Source organism: Halpernia humi (assembly GCF_900108025.1).
Lineage (GTDB): Bacteria > Bacteroidota > Bacteroidia > Flavobacteriales > Weeksellaceae > Halpernia > Halpernia humi.
Window position 1 is genome coordinate 103,596 of the sequence record NZ_FNUS01000004.1, and the last position, 15,500, is coordinate 119,095.

General features: G+C 34.6%; 11 protein-coding genes. All 11 read right to left on the reverse strand.

What is annotated here, in order from left to right; genetic code table 11:
• The 11 genes from C4S29_RS09020 to C4S29_RS09070 all read right to left on the reverse strand — a co-directional run bounded on the left by C4S29_RS09020 (position 1) and on the right by C4S29_RS09070 (position 15,491).
• Positions 1 to 378 carry a hypothetical protein gene (locus C4S29_RS09020; protein ID WP_103913823.1) on the reverse strand — a complete coding sequence of 126 codons (378 nt, stop codon included), beginning with the start codon at positions 376 to 378 and terminating at the stop codon, positions 1 to 3.
• A gap of 256 nt (positions 379 to 634) precedes the next feature.
• Positions 635 to 943: a DUF3467 domain-containing protein gene (locus C4S29_RS09025; RefSeq protein WP_103913824.1), complete on the reverse strand. Its 309-nt coding sequence runs from the start codon at positions 941 to 943 to the stop codon at positions 635 to 637.
• Between the two features lie 108 nt (positions 944 to 1,051).
• Positions 1,052 to 5,317: a DNA-directed RNA polymerase subunit beta' gene (gene rpoC / locus C4S29_RS09030; protein ID WP_103913825.1), complete on the reverse strand. Its 4,266-nt coding sequence runs from the start codon at positions 5,315 to 5,317 to the stop codon at positions 1,052 to 1,054.
• Between the two features lie 94 nt (positions 5,318 to 5,411).
• Entirely contained in the window at positions 5,412 to 9,239 is a 3,828-nt protein-coding gene (rpoB, locus tag C4S29_RS09035; protein ID WP_103913826.1) for a DNA-directed RNA polymerase subunit beta, read from the reverse strand.
• A gap of 418 nt (positions 9,240 to 9,657) precedes the next feature.
• Positions 9,658 to 10,251 (reverse strand): hypothetical protein, encoded by a 594-nt coding sequence (locus tag C4S29_RS09040; protein ID WP_103913827.1) that lies wholly within the window; start codon positions 10,249 to 10,251, stop codon positions 9,658 to 9,660.
• Positions 10,252 to 10,328: 77 nt separating this feature from the next.
• On the reverse strand, positions 10,329 to 12,029 hold the full coding sequence (locus tag C4S29_RS09045; RefSeq protein ID WP_146063298.1) for a hypothetical protein: 1,701 nt from the start codon (positions 12,027 to 12,029) through the stop codon (positions 10,329 to 10,331).
• 683 nt (positions 12,030 to 12,712) lie between these two features.
• Complete coding sequence (locus C4S29_RS09050) at positions 12,713 to 13,048, reverse strand: hypothetical protein (RefSeq protein WP_103913829.1); 336 nt, start codon at positions 13,046 to 13,048, stop codon at positions 12,713 to 12,715.
• A 95-nt stretch (positions 13,049 to 13,143) separates the two neighbouring features.
• Positions 13,144 to 13,794, reverse strand: coding sequence for a hypothetical protein (locus tag C4S29_RS09055; RefSeq protein ID WP_103913830.1), 651 nt, complete (start codon positions 13,792 to 13,794; stop codon positions 13,144 to 13,146).
• Between the two features lie 206 nt (positions 13,795 to 14,000).
• On the reverse strand, positions 14,001 to 14,255 hold the full coding sequence (locus C4S29_RS09060) for a TolC family protein (protein WP_103913831.1): 255 nt from the start codon (positions 14,253 to 14,255) through the stop codon (positions 14,001 to 14,003).
• Positions 14,256 to 14,329: 74 nt separating this feature from the next.
• Positions 14,330 to 14,602 carry a TolC family protein gene (locus C4S29_RS15030; RefSeq protein WP_103913832.1) on the reverse strand — a complete coding sequence of 91 codons (273 nt, stop codon included), beginning with the start codon at positions 14,600 to 14,602 and terminating at the stop codon, positions 14,330 to 14,332.
• A gap of 340 nt (positions 14,603 to 14,942) precedes the next feature.
• A complete protein-coding gene (locus tag C4S29_RS09070) occupies positions 14,943 to 15,491 on the reverse strand; it encodes a hypothetical protein (RefSeq protein WP_103913833.1) in 549 nt (182 codons plus the stop codon).
• Between the last annotated feature and the right edge of the window lie 9 nt (positions 15,492 to 15,500).

The window sequence follows — 15,500 nt, forward strand, 5'->3', positions numbered from 1 at the left end:
TTATTTTATCTTGATTAAAATTTCGTTCGGTTGATTTATTTCTCCTACTACATCACTTTTTTGAATCATTTCTGTGTAGGGTATAATGGCTAATGTATTGCTATCTTTCCAATAAATTTTTTCAGCAGCGATACTTTCAATCTTTTTCACCATCTTACCTGTATCGGTATCAGTGACGTAATATGTGAAAATTTTCACTGGACTATTCATATTTTCAGCGATTTTATAATACAATGTATAAGTATTATTTTCACTTAAAGATTTTCTGAATGTACTCTGCTGATCCATCATTTCACTATTTTTATTGAGTTCTGTGGTTTTACTTACATTGGTTTTGCAAGAAATTATAGAAAACGCAATTAAAAATAGGTATTTCATATTTATAAGTAAAAACGGGATGCTTTACATAAATTTTATCAAATATATTAATAATTTTTAATATTTCAGGTCTTAATTTAATTTTTTTTTAACATAAATAACAAATAAAATGAAATAAGTTTTGTTAAAATTTTATCAATGAATTTGATTATAACCTACTAAAATATAAATATTTAAACAAAATAAATGGAACTTTAAATAAATAAAAATGCCACTGCAAATTGCAGTGGCATTCATAAAATATCTTAAAAAAATATTAAGCTTGTACGTTGTTATTTTGTCCAACTACGAAAGGTTCCATTTCTTTAATTTCGCCAAATTGTTGCTCATAATTAGCAATATTTTGCTGTAAAGCAGCCATCACTCTTTTTGCATGCAAAGGTGCAAGAATTACTCTTGATCTTACGTTTGCTTGCTGAACGCCAGGCATTAATTGGATAAAATCTACCACAAATTCTGAAGGTGAATGGTTTACTAATCCTAAATTGCAGTAAACACCTTGTGCTACCATTTCATTAAGGTTAATGTTGATGTTATTTTGATCTTGATCTTGATTGTTGTCCATTTTTTTAATTTTTAAATATTATTTATTGTTGTTTAATTTCGTTTGATATTGTTTGAAAAATTTAAGCGATGTTAAAAATTTCAAACAACTTCAAACGATTTAGAATTATTAATTTAAATCTTCAAATTCTTTGTTAGAACCGACGATTACATTTTGATATTCTGCTAAACCAGTTCCTGCAGGAATTTTATGACCTACAATTACATTTTCTTTTAGACCAGTTAGGTAATCTATTTTACCAGAAACGGCTGCCTCATTCAATACTTTGGTTGTTTCCTGGAAGGAAGCGGCCGACATGAATGATTTGGTTTGCAATGCTGCTCTTGTAATTCCTTGAAGCACTGGTGTCGCCGTGGCAGAAAGCGCTTCGCGCACTTCTACTAAAGCTAGATCTTCACGTTTAAGTTTAGAATTTTCATCTCTTAACTCTTTAGTGGTAATCATTTGTCCTGGCTTAAACACTTTGGAATCACCCGCATCTGTTACTACTTTCAAGCCGAAAACACGGTTGTTTTCTACCAAGAAATCGTATTTATGCTCTAAAGCATTTTCTAGGAATTGCGTATCACCGCCGTCCACTACAGAAACTTTAGTCATCATTTGGCGCACAATTATTTCAAAATGCTTATCATCAATTTTCACACCTTGAAGTCTATAAACCTCCTGAATTTCATTAACCAAATATTCTTGCACGGCAGTTGGCCCTTTAATTTTAAGGATATCATCTGGAGTTACAGAACCGTCTGATAAAGGCGTTCCGGCACGTACAAAGTCATTTTCTTGAACTAAAATTTGGTTGGATAATTTTACTAAATATTTACGGATTTCACCAGTTTTGGCTTCCACGATTAACTCGCGGTTACCTCTTTTGATTTTTCCGTAAGAAACTACTCCGTCGATCTCCGTTACAACAGCAGGATTGGAAGGATTTCTCGCTTCGAATAATTCTGTTACACGTGGTAAACCACCGGTAATATCTCCAGATTTTGCAGATTTACGTGGGATTTTAATCATGACTTTACCTGCCTTAATTTTCTCACCATCATTTACCATAATGTGTGCTCCAACTGGAAGGTTATATGATTTAATTTCTTCACCTTTTGTATCCACAACTTTCAATGTAGGAACTGCTTTTTTGTTTCTAGAATCAGAGATTACTTTTTCTTCGAAACCGGTTTGCTCATCAATCTCTAATTGGAAAGATACACCTTGTATAATATCTTCGTATTCTACTTTACCAGCAGATTCTGCAATAATTACGGCGTTGTATTGATCCCATTTCGCAATTAGATCGCCTTTTTTAACTTTATCACCTGGTTTAACGGATAAAACTGAACCATAAGGTACGTTTGCAACCATTAAAGGTGTTCTTAAAGCATTATCGGCAACTAATCTAAATTCCGTTGAACGTGATACTAAAACTTCTGCTTTATTACCGTTTTCGTCTTCTGAAGTTACTGTTCTTACCTCATCCATTTCTACAATACCGTCGCGACGTGCAACGATGCTAGGATTTTCAGTAATATTTCCTGCGGTACCACCTTGGTGGAAAGTTCTCAATGTTAACTGAGTTCCTGGTTCACCGATGGATTGTGCCGCAATTACACCTACGGCTTCACCCATGTGGATTGGTTTTCCTGTGGCTAAATTTCGACCATAACAAGCGGCGCAAATTCCTTTCGGTGCTTCACAAGTTAATGGAGAACGAACTTCTACTAATTCTATACCAGCTTCTTCAATCTCTCTCGCTAAAGTTTCGTTGATAATAGAATCTGCTTCTAGGATTAATTCATCTGTTTCTGGGTGGTAAACATTATGCAAAGAAACACGACCAAGGATTCTCTCGGAAATTCTCTCTACAATATCATCATTTTTCTTCAAGGCGCCAATTTCAGTACCTCTTAAAGTACCACAATCCGCTTCAGTGATAATTACATCTTGTGCAACATCTACTAATCTTCTCGTTAAGTATCCAGCATCTGCTGTTTTCAAAGCGGTATCTGCCAGACCTTTACGTGCACCGTGGGTAGAAATAAAGTATTCTAAAATTGATAAACCTTCTTTAAAGTTGGCCACAATTGGATTTTCAATAATTTCTGCACCACCTGCGCCGGCTTTTTGTGGTTTTGCCATCAAACCACGCATTCCTGATAACTGACGTATTTGCTCTTTGGAACCACGCGCACCAGAATCAAGCATCATATAAACAGAATTAAATCCGCCTTGATCGACTTTCATACGGCTCATGATCATTTCTGTTAAACCTGCGTTGGTATTCGTCCAAACATCAATTACTTGGTTATAGCGCTCTGTATCTGTAATTAAACCCATGTTATAATTGGCTTTAATTTCATCTACATTTTCTACGGCGTCGGCAATCATCTTTTTCTTTTCATCTGGGATTACTATATCTCCAAGACTAAAAGAAAGACCACCTTTAAATGCGTTTGCATAACCCAAATCTTTCATGGCATCCAAAAACTTCACAGTCGTTGGAAAATCGGTTTGATCTAGAATTCTACCAATAATATTTCTCAATGATCTTTTAGTTAAAAGTTCATTAATGTAGCCTACGCTTTTAGGAACGATTTGATTAAATAAAATTCTACCAACAGTTGTTTCTGTTAATTTAATGACTAATTCGCCATTTTCTTTTACAGGAACTCTACATCTTACTTTTGCATTAAGAGAAACTTGTTTCTCTGCATAAGCAATTTCTACTTCTTCAGGAGAATAAAAAGCAAGACCTTCGCCTTTCACTTTCATATCGTCTGTTGATGATAATTCTTTGGTCATAAAGTAGAGACCTAAAACCATATCTTGAGATGGAACTGTGATTGGGGAACCATTTGCAGGATTCAAAATATTTTGTGAACCCAACATTAAAAGTTGTGCTTCTAAAATAGCTTCTGGCCCTAAAGGTAAATGCACCGCCATTTGATCTCCATCAAAATCCGCGTTAAATGCGGTTGTAACTAATGGATGCAATTGGATTGCTTTTCCTTCAATCATTTTTGGCTGAAACGCCTGAATTCCTAATCTGTGCAAAGTAGGCGCTCTGTTCAAAAGTACAGGATGACCTTTCATTACGCCTTCTAAAATATCGTAAACAACAGGTTCTTTTCTATCGATGATTCTTTTAGCAGATTTTACGGTTTTTACAATTCCTCTTTCAATTAATTTCCTAATGATAAACGGTTTGTAAAGTTCTGCTGCCATATCTTTAGGAATACCACATTCGTGAAGTTGCAAGTTTGGCCCCACAACAATTACAGAACGCGCTGAATAATCTACACGTTTTCCTAATAAATTCTGACGGAAACGTCCTTGTTTTCCTTTTAAAGAATCTGAAAGCGATTTCAAAGGTCTGTTAGATTCAGATTTTACAGCAGAAGATTTTCTTGTATTATCGAAAAGTGAATCTACAGATTCCTGAAGCATTCTTTTTTCGTTTCTTAAGATTACTTCTGGTGCTTTTATTTCTAATAATCTTTTTAGACGGTTGTTTCTGATGATTACTCTACGGTAAAGATCATTTAAATCTGAAGTTGCAAAACGGCCACCATCTAGAGGAACTAAAGGTCTCAATTCTGGTGGAATTACTGGCAAAACGCGCATAATCATCCACTCTGCTTTATTGATCATTCTTGTGTTTGCACCTCTTAAGGCTTCCACAACATTTAATCTTTTTAAAGCTTCGGTTCTTCTTTGTTTAGAAGATTCATTGTGTGCTTTGTGACGAAGATCAAAAGAAAGCGTATCTAAATCTATTCTTTTTAATAATTCTTCTACCGCTTCCGCACCCATTTTGGCAAGGAATTTATTCGGGTCAGAGTCATCAAGATATTGATTTTCTTGTGGTAATGTTTCCAAAACATCAAGATATTCTTCTTCCGTTAAAAATTGCATTTCTTCGAAATCTGAACCATCGGCTTGTTTTGCAATACCTTGCTGAATTACGACATATCTTTCGTAGTAGATTATCATATCCAATTTCTTGGATGGTAATCCTAAAAGATAACCAATTTTATTTGGCAAAGAACGGAAATACCAGATGTGCGCAACTGGCACCACCAAACTGATGTGCCCAATTCTTTCTCTTCGTACTTTTTTCTCTGTTACTTCTACACCACAACGGTCACAAACGATTCCTTTGTAACGGATTCTTTTATATTTTCCGCAAGCACATTCATAATCCTTCACAGGACCAAAAATTTTCTCACAGAATAAGCCGTCTCTTTCGGGTTTATGGGTTCTGTAATTAATCGTTTCTGGTTTTAAAACTTCACCTCGTGAATCTTGTAAAATAGATTCTGGGGAAGCTAAACCAATACTGATTTTAGTAAAATTACTTGTTTTATTTTTATTTGACATTTGATTAGATTTTAGATTTTAGATTTTAGATTTTAGATTAAATGCAAAGCGCAATAATTAAAATCATCTAAAATTCATAATTTAAAATTTAGAATTACTCTTCCAGTCTTATATCTAGACCAAGACCTTGTAACTCATGAAGCAATACGTTGAAGGATTCCGGAATACCAGGTTCTGGCATTGCTTCACCTTTTGCGATGGCTTCGTAAGTTTTCGCTCTTCCAATCACATCATCAGATTTCACGGTTAAGATTTCTCTTAAAATGTTGGATGCACCGAATGCTTCTAGTGCCCAAACTTCCATTTCTCCAAATCTTTGCCCACCAAATTGCGCTTTACCACCTAAAGGTTGCTGCGTAATTAATGAATATGGCCCGATTGATCTTGCGTGCATTTTATCATCTACCATGTGTCCTAATTTCAACATGTAAATAATACCAACAGTTGCAGGCTGTGTAAATCTCTCGCCGGTTCCACCATCATAAAGATAAGTGCTTCCAAATTCTGGAACACCTGCTTGCTTGGTATATTCTGTAATCTGGTCGATATTTGCACCATCAAAAATTGGCGTTGCAAATTTTAACCCAAGCTCTTTACCTGCCCATCCGAGAACGGTTTCGTAAATCTGGCCAATGTTCATACGAGAAGGTACACCAAGCGGATTTAAAACGATATCAACTGGGGTTCCGTCTTCCAAAAATGGCATATCTTCTTCGCGCACAATTCTGGAAACAATTCCTTTATTACCGTGGCGACCGGCCATTTTATCACCTACATTTAATTTACGTTTTTTAGCAATGTATACTTTTGCTAATTTCATAATACCTGCAGGCAACTCATCACCGATGGAAACTGCGAATTTCTCGCGGTTTTTCACACCTTGTATTTCGTTGTATTTGATTTTGTAGTTGTGAATTAATTTTACAATCAACTCATTTCTATCTGCATCAACCGTCCAGTTTGCACCACTTATATTTACATAATCTTCAACGCTTGATAATAATTTTTGGGTGAATTTTACACCTTTACCAATTACTTCTTCGTCTAAATCATTGGTAACACCTTGTGATGTTTTGCCGCTTACCAAAGTATTAAGTTTCTCTAATAAAACTGCTCTCAATTCATCGGTTTTCGCTTTGTATGCGTTCTCGATTTCTTCAAGTTTCAATTTCTCTTCGCTTCTTTTCTTTTTGTCTTTGATGTTTCTTGTAAATAATTTTTTATTAATTACAACTCCACGAAGTGAAGAATCTGCTTTTAGAGAGGCATCTTTCACATCGCCGGCTTTATCACCAAAGATAGCACGAAGCAATTTTTCTTCTGGTGTTGGGTCAGACTCGCCTTTTGGCGTAATTTTCCCGATTAAAATATCACCAGGTTTTACATCTGCACCAATACGGATCATACCGTTTTCGTCTAAATCTTTGGTTGCTTCTTCGGAAACGTTCGGGATGTCGGAAGTTAATTCTTCCATACCTAATTTTGTATCTCTTACTTCTAGAGAATACTCATCTATGTGGATTGATGTAAACCAATCTTCACGCACTACTTTTTCATTAATAACGATTGCATCCTCAAAATTGTAACCTTTCCATGGCATAAATGCCACTTTTAAGTTTCTACCAAGTGCTAATTCACCTTTTTCAGTTGCATAGCCATCGCAAAGAACTTGTCCTAAAACTACTTTATCTCCTACTCTTACGTTTGGTCTTAAAGTAATGGTTGTTCCTTGATTGGTTTTACGGAATTTTGTTAATTTATATTCTTTAACAGAAGTATCAAAACTAACTAAATCTTCATTTTCAGTTGATTCGTAATTAATAATAATTTTATCTGAATCTACATATTCTACAACACCATTTCCTTCTGCATTAATTAAAATTCTAGAATCTTTTGCAACTTGTTTTTCTAAACCAGTCCCTACGATTGGTGCTTCTGGATTTAATAATGGTACGGCTTGACGCATCATATTGGATCCCATCAAGGCTCTGTTTGCATCATCATGCTCCAAGAAAGTAATTAATGAGGCAGAAATACCAGAAATTTGGTTTGGTGCAACGTCAATTAAATCAACTTGTTGTGGTTCCACAACTGGATAATCTCCATCTAAACGAGCAATGACACGGTCAGTAGAAATTGTTCCATCGTCTTTCATTTCCACATTCGCCTGCGCAATTACTTTATCTTCTTCATCTTCTGCATTTAAGAAAATCGGTGCAGAATTTAATTCTACTTTACCGTTTGTTACTTTTCTATAAGGCGTTTCAATGAAACCAAGATTGTTAATTTTTGCATAAATACCAAGGGAAGAAATCAAACCAATGTTTGGTCCCTCTGGTGTTTCAATCGGGCAAATTCTGCCGTAGTGCGTGTGGTGAACGTCTCGTACCTCAAAACCTGCTCTTTCTCGTGAAAGTCCACCAGGTCCTAGTGCGGAAAGTCTTCTTTTGTGTGTAATTTCAGAAAGTGGATTGGTTTGATCCATAAACTGTGACAACTGGTTGGTTCCAAAGAAGGAATTAATTACAGAAGTTAAAGTTTTAGCATTAACTAAATCTGTAGGTGTAAATATTTCATTATCACGAACGTTCATTCTTTCTTTAATGGTACGTGCGATTCTGGATAAACCAACACCAAACTGACCGGAAAGTTGCTCACCAACAGTTTTAATTCTACGGTTTGATAAGTGATCAATATCATCTACCTCTGCTTTAGAATTCACCAACTGAATTAAATATCTTACAATTGCAATGATATCATCTTTGGTTAAAACTTGTTTGTCATCGGCAATTTTTAGATTCAATTTTTTATTTAATCTATAGCGGCCTACTTCACCTAAAGAATAGCGTTGCTCTGAGAAGAATAATTTTTCAATAATTCCGCGTGCAGTTTCTTCATCGGGTGGATCTGCGTTTCTTAATTGTCTATAAATATATTCAACGGCTTCTTTTTCAGAATTGGTTGGATCTTTTTGTAATGTGTTTTGAATAATAGAAAACTCATTAGAATTTTCTTTGTGAATCAAAATAGTTTTCACACCTGAATCTAAAATTAGATCTAAATGTTCTTTATCTAAAATAGTTTCACGGTCTAGGATAATTTCATTTCTTTCGATAGAAACTACTTCCCCAGTGTCTTCATCCACGAAATCTTCGAACCAAGTGTTCAAAACCCTTGCGGCTAAAGTTCTACCTTCTACTTTTTTTAATGCTGCTTTAGAAACTTTTACTTCTTCTGCTAGATCAAAAATTTGAAGAATATCTTTATCAGATTCGTAACCAATTGCTCGAAGCAAAGTAGTTAAAGGTAATTTTTTCTTTCTATCAATATACGCATACATCACATTATTGATGTCGGTTGTAAATTCCATCCAAGATCCTTTGAAAGGGATAATTCTGGAATAATATAATTTTGAACCATTCGCGTGATAGGTTTGTCCAAAAAACACACCCGGAGAACGGTGAAGTTGTGTTACAATTACACGTTCTGCACCATTGATGATGAAGGATCCAGAAGGCGTCATATAAGGAATTGGCCCTAAATAGACATCTTGCACAACCGTTTGAAAGTCTTCGTGTTCTGGGTCTGTACAGTATAATTTCAAACGCGCTTTTAGTGGCACATTGTAAGTTAAACCACGTTCCACACATTCGTCTATAGAATACCGTGGTGAATCTACCAAATAATCCAAAAACTCCAATACAAATTGGTTTCTGGAATCGGTAATTGGGAAATTTTCTTCAAAGGTTTTATACAAAGATTCGTTTAATCTCTGCTCTGGAAGGGTATCCAATTGAAAAAATTCTTTGAAGGACTGGATCTGAATGTCCAAAAAATCAGGCATTTCAATTTTTCCTTTTGCTGTAGAAAAATTAATTCTTTCTGTTTCCTGAGATCTTGCAACTGCTTTAGATTTACTCATAAAATTTTTAAGAAGGGTTAAAAAATATTTTGATTTAAAAAATATCAGAAAAGCAAAAAGTAAAAAGTAAAAAGTAAAAAGTAAAAAGACCGTGTGTTTGAAGCACTATTAATGAGCCTTTATCCTTGATTCTTGATTCTTATATTCTTAATTCATTTTCTAACTGCAACACGGGTATATCTTTTCACAGTGTAGTGCAAAATATTTTTTTTCTGTATGAAGATTTTAGATAAAAAAATCATTAAAACAAGAAAACCCTTTTAGTAAATTAAAAGAGTAAGTTATTGATTTTCAATAATTAAGATATGTATAGGCTTCAAACAGGAGTGCAAATTTACGATAAATTTTTTATTAATCAAAAAAAAATCCACCCCAAATTTTAATTTTGGGGTGGATTGGTTTTAAAGATTTTTTACTTTTACGGTTTCCAAAAACTCCATTTTGTACCATTGAAAACGGCTAAACGTTTTGCACCCGGTTTGTTAACATAAACCAACATTCCTGGTGCCGGTTTTGGGATTAATTGCACGTCGCTTACGATTGGTAAAACCATAGCTTTCGGTATTTTCTGTCCACTCGTCGTTAATGGTGATTCTAGAACTAATACGCCATCTGCGGTAGTCGCCGGATTACCAATAATTGCTTTTGCTGTGGCTGATTCCGAAACTTGTGCAATAGTTGGCTGAGTGGATAATGCAGAAGTAACATCTCCATCCTGCCCGCTAAGATCCGCCCAGGCGCCGTTGTAATATTTTACGCGTGCTTCTGTAGGTATTCTTGCATCTAAGATAAGCGTACCTCCTGTTGGTGAAGAGGGCAAAGTTCGAACATAAGGTAAAATAAGACCTTTGTTTTGGCCTGCTGCAAATTCTAAGATTACAGATTTATTATTTGGTGTTCCAGGTACCGTTTCAGGATAAGTAGATACCGTTCCTGTTGCATCTCCGATGATGACTTGGGCATTAGTTGCTGTTATGAATCCCAATAGGATTATTGAAAGTATTTTTTTCATTTTTTTTCATTTTTAAAATTAAACTGAATCGGAAAGCATTTCTATTCGAAATACTTCCCTTTTTCAATTATTAATAATTATGGACAAGTTGGGGTATTAAAACAACTCCAAGCGGTTCCATCATATAATTTTAAACATTTCGCTGTGGTATCATACACCATCATCCCTTCTTGTGGAGAGACCAGCGTGCCTATTTGAGCAGTCGTTAATCTAGTGATAACGAAACCTTTGGTGTTAGATTCTAATGCCGTCAAGCCTGAATTTCTATTCATTGGCCAGTTGCCATTGTCTGCGCCGGCTCTCTTTAATAAAGTAATGCCTTGCTTCGTACCTGTTGCTGTGCCTGTAAGGTTTGGCAGATTATAACATATACAAGAGTTAACCGTTTTATCTATAGAAGAACCAACGCCTTGCCCAATATCTGCAGTAGTTGGGCCAGGTACATCTGTATTATCTGCGACACCCGCTAGATTAGAAGGATTAGAAACTGTATTCAAATTATTTCCTGCATTATTTACCAATTGGGGAACACCTAACGAAGCAGGCGTATTACTAATAATATTTGGTGGTGTATTGGTAGTCGTACCATCATAAGTGACTTTTATCTGTCCTCTTAAATTGTAATTAGGATCTGTTAATGCTAATGTTAATGGATACACCTGATCAACTATTACATTTTCTGAACCCTCTACAGCATCGGGGCAACCGTCATTGTCTGAATCCACATCTAGATAATCTGGGATGCCGTCATTGTCTGAATCTACAATACATCTGGCTGCTGACCCATCGACCTGGCTTAGTTTTGTTGTTAGAAATTTTATAGCAGTATTACCTACATTTTCTTCTGCTACCACATAAGTCAGTACATCTCCAGGATTTAGAGTAAGTGTGGCTACATTTGTAATACTTGCTAATCCATTATTGGTGGTAGAGCCGTAAGCATTTTGTAATTGATAGACTTTTACATTATTTTTATATAGAAAAACATGGTCATCTCCATAATCTAAATCAAACTGATACTTTCCTGCTTCAACCGAGGAAATGGTTTTACTAAAGTAAATCGCATAATCTTCTCCGCCATCATTGGGGATATTGGAGCCTATAAAATTCGATATTTTAGGATTTGTTGAAAGAGAAGTACCATCTCCTTGATAATTTATAGAAAGTGCCTTGTTGGTCCCTGCTAACTCATTGTAATCAAAAGTAGCAAGTTTTGTGTAAGAAGCAGCCGGAAATGATGTTGCACCAGACAAAAGTGCCCAAGAGTTTGTATTTGGAATATCATATAATATGCCATTAAAACCTGAAAGACTTGTAACTCCTGAAGTGGGAGAACAAATTCCCATCTCATCTACATCTAAAATACCATCATTATCCTCATCTAGATCATCCAAATCACCGATACCATCATGATCTGAATCATAGGAATAAGTACTAAAACCGTCGTTTCCTAACGGATATATAGAAGGGGGCGGCCCATTATTTGTAAAATCGCTCACTGTAACGTGATTTGCTGGTGTACCAACATAACCGCTTGCTTGGCCTTGGTTAGTATAAGCTTTACCAACAATAACATTAGTAACGCGAAATTTTAATAAGATTTTAATATAATTTGAAGTAATATTATTAGTTAAAGCCTGGCCTGGATTCAATAAATTTTTATTTGTCGTCCCATTATAGCTTGGATTGAGGGTAAGCCCAGATGGATTGTCTGTAGCAGGATTTATAATACTCGTGCTAAGATTTGAAATATTAGCCGCACCAAATATCGACCCCAAATCATCAGTAAGTTGTACTTCTTGTAATTTTACATTCCCAGTATTTTGCAAATAAAGCTCGTATTCTAAATCTGAAGTATTGCTGTTAATTGTAGTATTTTTTAACAATCGCTTTGTAGAACCGATTGAGGTATAAATAGAAGTGTCATCTACAGGCGAATCACCGTTAGAAAATGTAGAAACACTAGAAAGTGTTGAACTTGCAATATCGTATAAGTACGAATAACAACTACTGCTATCAAAGCCCGATAATTGTAACTGATTATTAATAAAGGCAATCCCGTAAACAGCTTTCGGAATATTTTTTAAGAATACCGCTGTTGCGTTACCAGTTGTACTACCATAGTTGGTAATTTCATATAATTTAGATGCTGTAGTTGCACCACTACCATTAACTGCGGAGCCAAACACGGCATACATTTTACCGTCCGCAACAAATGTCATATCACCTGAACCCAATGATTGCGGTTTGTTTGCAAGGGGAAATTGCACAGTCTGATTAATGATTGTAACGCCAGTTGCTATATTAAATTTATTAAATGTCGCAGTTGCAGAAGTTGAGTTATACCCGCTTATCGAATAAACATCTCCTCCCTGATCGATAGAGAAATTATCTACACGAAAATTATAGGTGTAAGTTGGCGCTCCAAGTGTGGGGCAAGCAAAAGTTTGTGTAGGCAAACCTACATCATAACGCCATACTTTGGTTGAGTTTGTAAATCTTTTTGCAAGATATATATATAATTGTCTTTTGCATCATATTCAACAAATGCATCATTTAGGTCTCCTAAAGTTGAAGAGACGTTACAGTCTAAAATTAAGGGATTTCCAGGAACCGATTTATCAGTGAGGGAAATATAAGGTGTGGTGGAGCCGCAGGAGTTGCTACCTAAATTTACTAAAATAGATTTAGAGTAGGTTTGGGCGTTGAAAAGGTTTGCGCAGCAAATTAACATTAGAAATATAACGCTGTATGCAAGCGAATTCATTTCCTTGTATTTTAAATATTTATTTTTCATTATTGTGTTTGTGTGTGTGTAATAAATACCACAAATTGATCTAAAAATTATTGTGATATTTTTAAAATTATTGAGGTAAAAAAAAATGGTGAAGCTCACGCTAACAAGTAAGGAGGACCACGCCCAGAAAATTGAGGAAAAACAACATTTTTATAAAGTAAAGAAGTTGTTATAATTAAAAGAGAATTACATTCAGAAGGAGATAATTGCAGGCGAAGATTATTTGCAAAGACAAAAACGAAATCCTTAAAAGTAGTTGAAACTAGACTTCGGGTGCTTTCTGAAATAAACTTATCTGCATCTGAATTTTGATTTTTAAAAAAATGACTAAAATCGTAAGCAATAGTTGCGCTTTTACGCTCTGCTTCATTTTTAATTTGAACTTTTTTATTGCGAACTAAATTTTTCTTATCAATCAGTTTTTTGTGACTGTCCGCTTTTTGGGAAACATCCACTAATTTTGAAACTGTTTCTTGCTCTAATTTATCACCTTTAGAAGTAAGAATTTGTGCATCGCCAACTAAAACAATCTTATCTGATTTAGAACTAAGAATTTGTGCATCACCAATTAAAACAATCTTTTCTGAACCAACAGAAGTAAATTGGTTTACAGAATTTTGTGCAAAAACAAGTGAATTGCAGGAAATAAAAAAACCTAAAAACAACAAAAATACTTTAGTGTAAAATACATTAAAGTTAGGGTACCAAGAAAAACTTGAAAAATATCTATGTAGAAAATTTTTCATCAATATTTGTGTTAATGCAAAGATAATAAATTTTAACTAATAGCAAAATTTATATTATTCTCTTGAAAATCAAAATCTTAATTTTCAAGACACCAACCGCTTAGATTTTTCGGAATTTGGTGCAAAAGGCTGTAAATATTGCATTTCAAAAAAGCACACTGGTGTTTTATCTTTTGTGAAATTATTTTTTTTAAACCAGGAGAAATTTAATCTAAAGAAAAAATATTACTTTGATAAAACTTAATCAAAGCTTGGCTGAAAAGAAGTTCGTATTTAGATTTTATAAAGTCTGATTGCGATGCTATGAAACTGTTTTTTGTAGTATTTACTTCATTAGCAGAAATCTTTCCATATTGAAATTTTAACTGATCTGCATCCAAACTTTTTTGCGCAAACTCAAAAGCAGACCTAGAAGCATCATATTTCTTGTACGCCACTTTCGAATCATTGATGGCTTGCAAAAATACTTACACCACTTTGTCTTTTTCTATTTGGGTTGTAATTTTAGATTTATTATAAAGCAATCTGCTTTCTTTTAAATTAAAAATATCCTGCATCTTATTAAAAACAGGAATAGAAATACCAATTGAAAAATTATTAGAAAAATTTTTTTTATTTGCTGATTTGAATTGAAAAGAAAATTAGAATTATAAAAAGAAGTTCCCAAATCTAAACCAGTAGAAATGGTAGGAAACAAAGGCGATCTTGCAATGGAAATATTTATTTTGGCTTTCTGCTCGTTTATTTTTGCTATAGAATAGGTAGGATTTACCTCTAGAACCTTTTCAAGAAGTGTTTTAGAATCCATATAATCGGTATCTGAAACTAATTTCTCACTTGGTTTGGTTAAAACTTTTTCTGTTTCTAAAGTGTTTCTATTGATTCTCTGTCTAAATCATATTTTTAAGTTCGCAAATCGAAGATTCATCAATTCCTTTAAAACTATTATAAAAACATTGATAAAGGCGTTTGACTTCGTCGAATCTTTTATTTCACTTAGCAAAGTTCGTAAACAATAAAAACATTTATGCTGAATTACGGACATACAGATTTTTTTTAATTAAAAATGGTTCACGATTTATTTTAAAAAAAAACCATCTTCACAATAAATGTAAAGATGGTTTTAATTAATATTTTAAATTAAATTTTTACGGTTTCCAAAAACTCCATGTGGTGCCATTGAAAACAGCCAAGCGTTTGTAAAAAAATGGGCTAACTCCAGCGACATAAACCATCATGCCTGGTGATGGGCTTGGAATGTTTTGCACATCTGCAACTGTTGGTAAAACCATCGCTTTTGTTGTAGATTCTAATACTAATACGCCATCTGCAGTGCTTGTTGCTGCGCCTATTATTGCTTTGGATGTAGCCACTTCTGGGGCTTGTGCAATAGTGGGTTGAGCGGATAATGCGCTTGTAACATTTCCATTCTTACCGCTAAGATCCGTCCAGGCGCCGTTGTAATATTTTACGCGTGCTGCTGTCGCCGTACTTGCATCCAAGACCAAAGTACCTTCCGTTGGTGAAGTTGGCAAAGTTCGAACATAAGGTAAAATAAGACCTTTGTTTTGTCCTGCTGCAAATTCTAATAATACGGATGTTTTGGTTGCCGCAGTTCCTGTTGCATCTCCGATGATGACTTGTGCATTGGCGGTTGCTATAAATCCTAATAGGATTATTGTAAGTGTTTTTTTCATTTTTTTTAT

Bases quoted from the DNA above. Each gene is read 5' to 3' on its own strand.
- C4S29_RS09020 (WP_103913823.1), bottom strand. From the start codon at position 378: ATGAAATACCTATTTTTAATTGCGTTTTCTATAATTTCTTGCAAAACC.
- rpoC (WP_103913825.1), bottom strand. From the start codon at position 5,317: ATGTCAAATAAAAATAAAACAAGTAATTTTACTAAAATCAGTATTGGT.
- C4S29_RS09040 (WP_103913827.1), bottom strand. From the start codon at position 10,251: ATGAAAAAAATACTTTCAATAATCCTATTGGGATTCATAACAGCAACT.
- C4S29_RS09055 (WP_103913830.1), bottom strand. From the start codon at position 13,794: ATGAAAAATTTTCTACATAGATATTTTTCAAGTTTTTCTTGGTACCCT.
- rpoB (WP_103913826.1), bottom strand. From the start codon at position 9,239: ATGAGTAAATCTAAAGCAGTTGCAAGATCTCAGGAAACAGAAAGAATT.
- C4S29_RS15030 (WP_103913832.1), bottom strand. From the start codon at position 14,602: ATGGATTCTAAAACACTTCTTGAAAAGGTTCTAGAGGTAAATCCTACC.
- C4S29_RS09070 (WP_103913833.1), bottom strand. From the start codon at position 15,491: ATGAAAAAAACACTTACAATAATCCTATTAGGATTTATAGCAACCGCC.
- C4S29_RS09050 (WP_103913829.1), bottom strand. From the start codon at position 13,048: ATGAAAAATAAATATTTAAAATACAAGGAAATGAATTCGCTTGCATAC.
- C4S29_RS09025 (WP_103913824.1), bottom strand. From the start codon at position 943: ATGGACAACAATCAAGATCAAGATCAAAATAACATCAACATTAACCTT.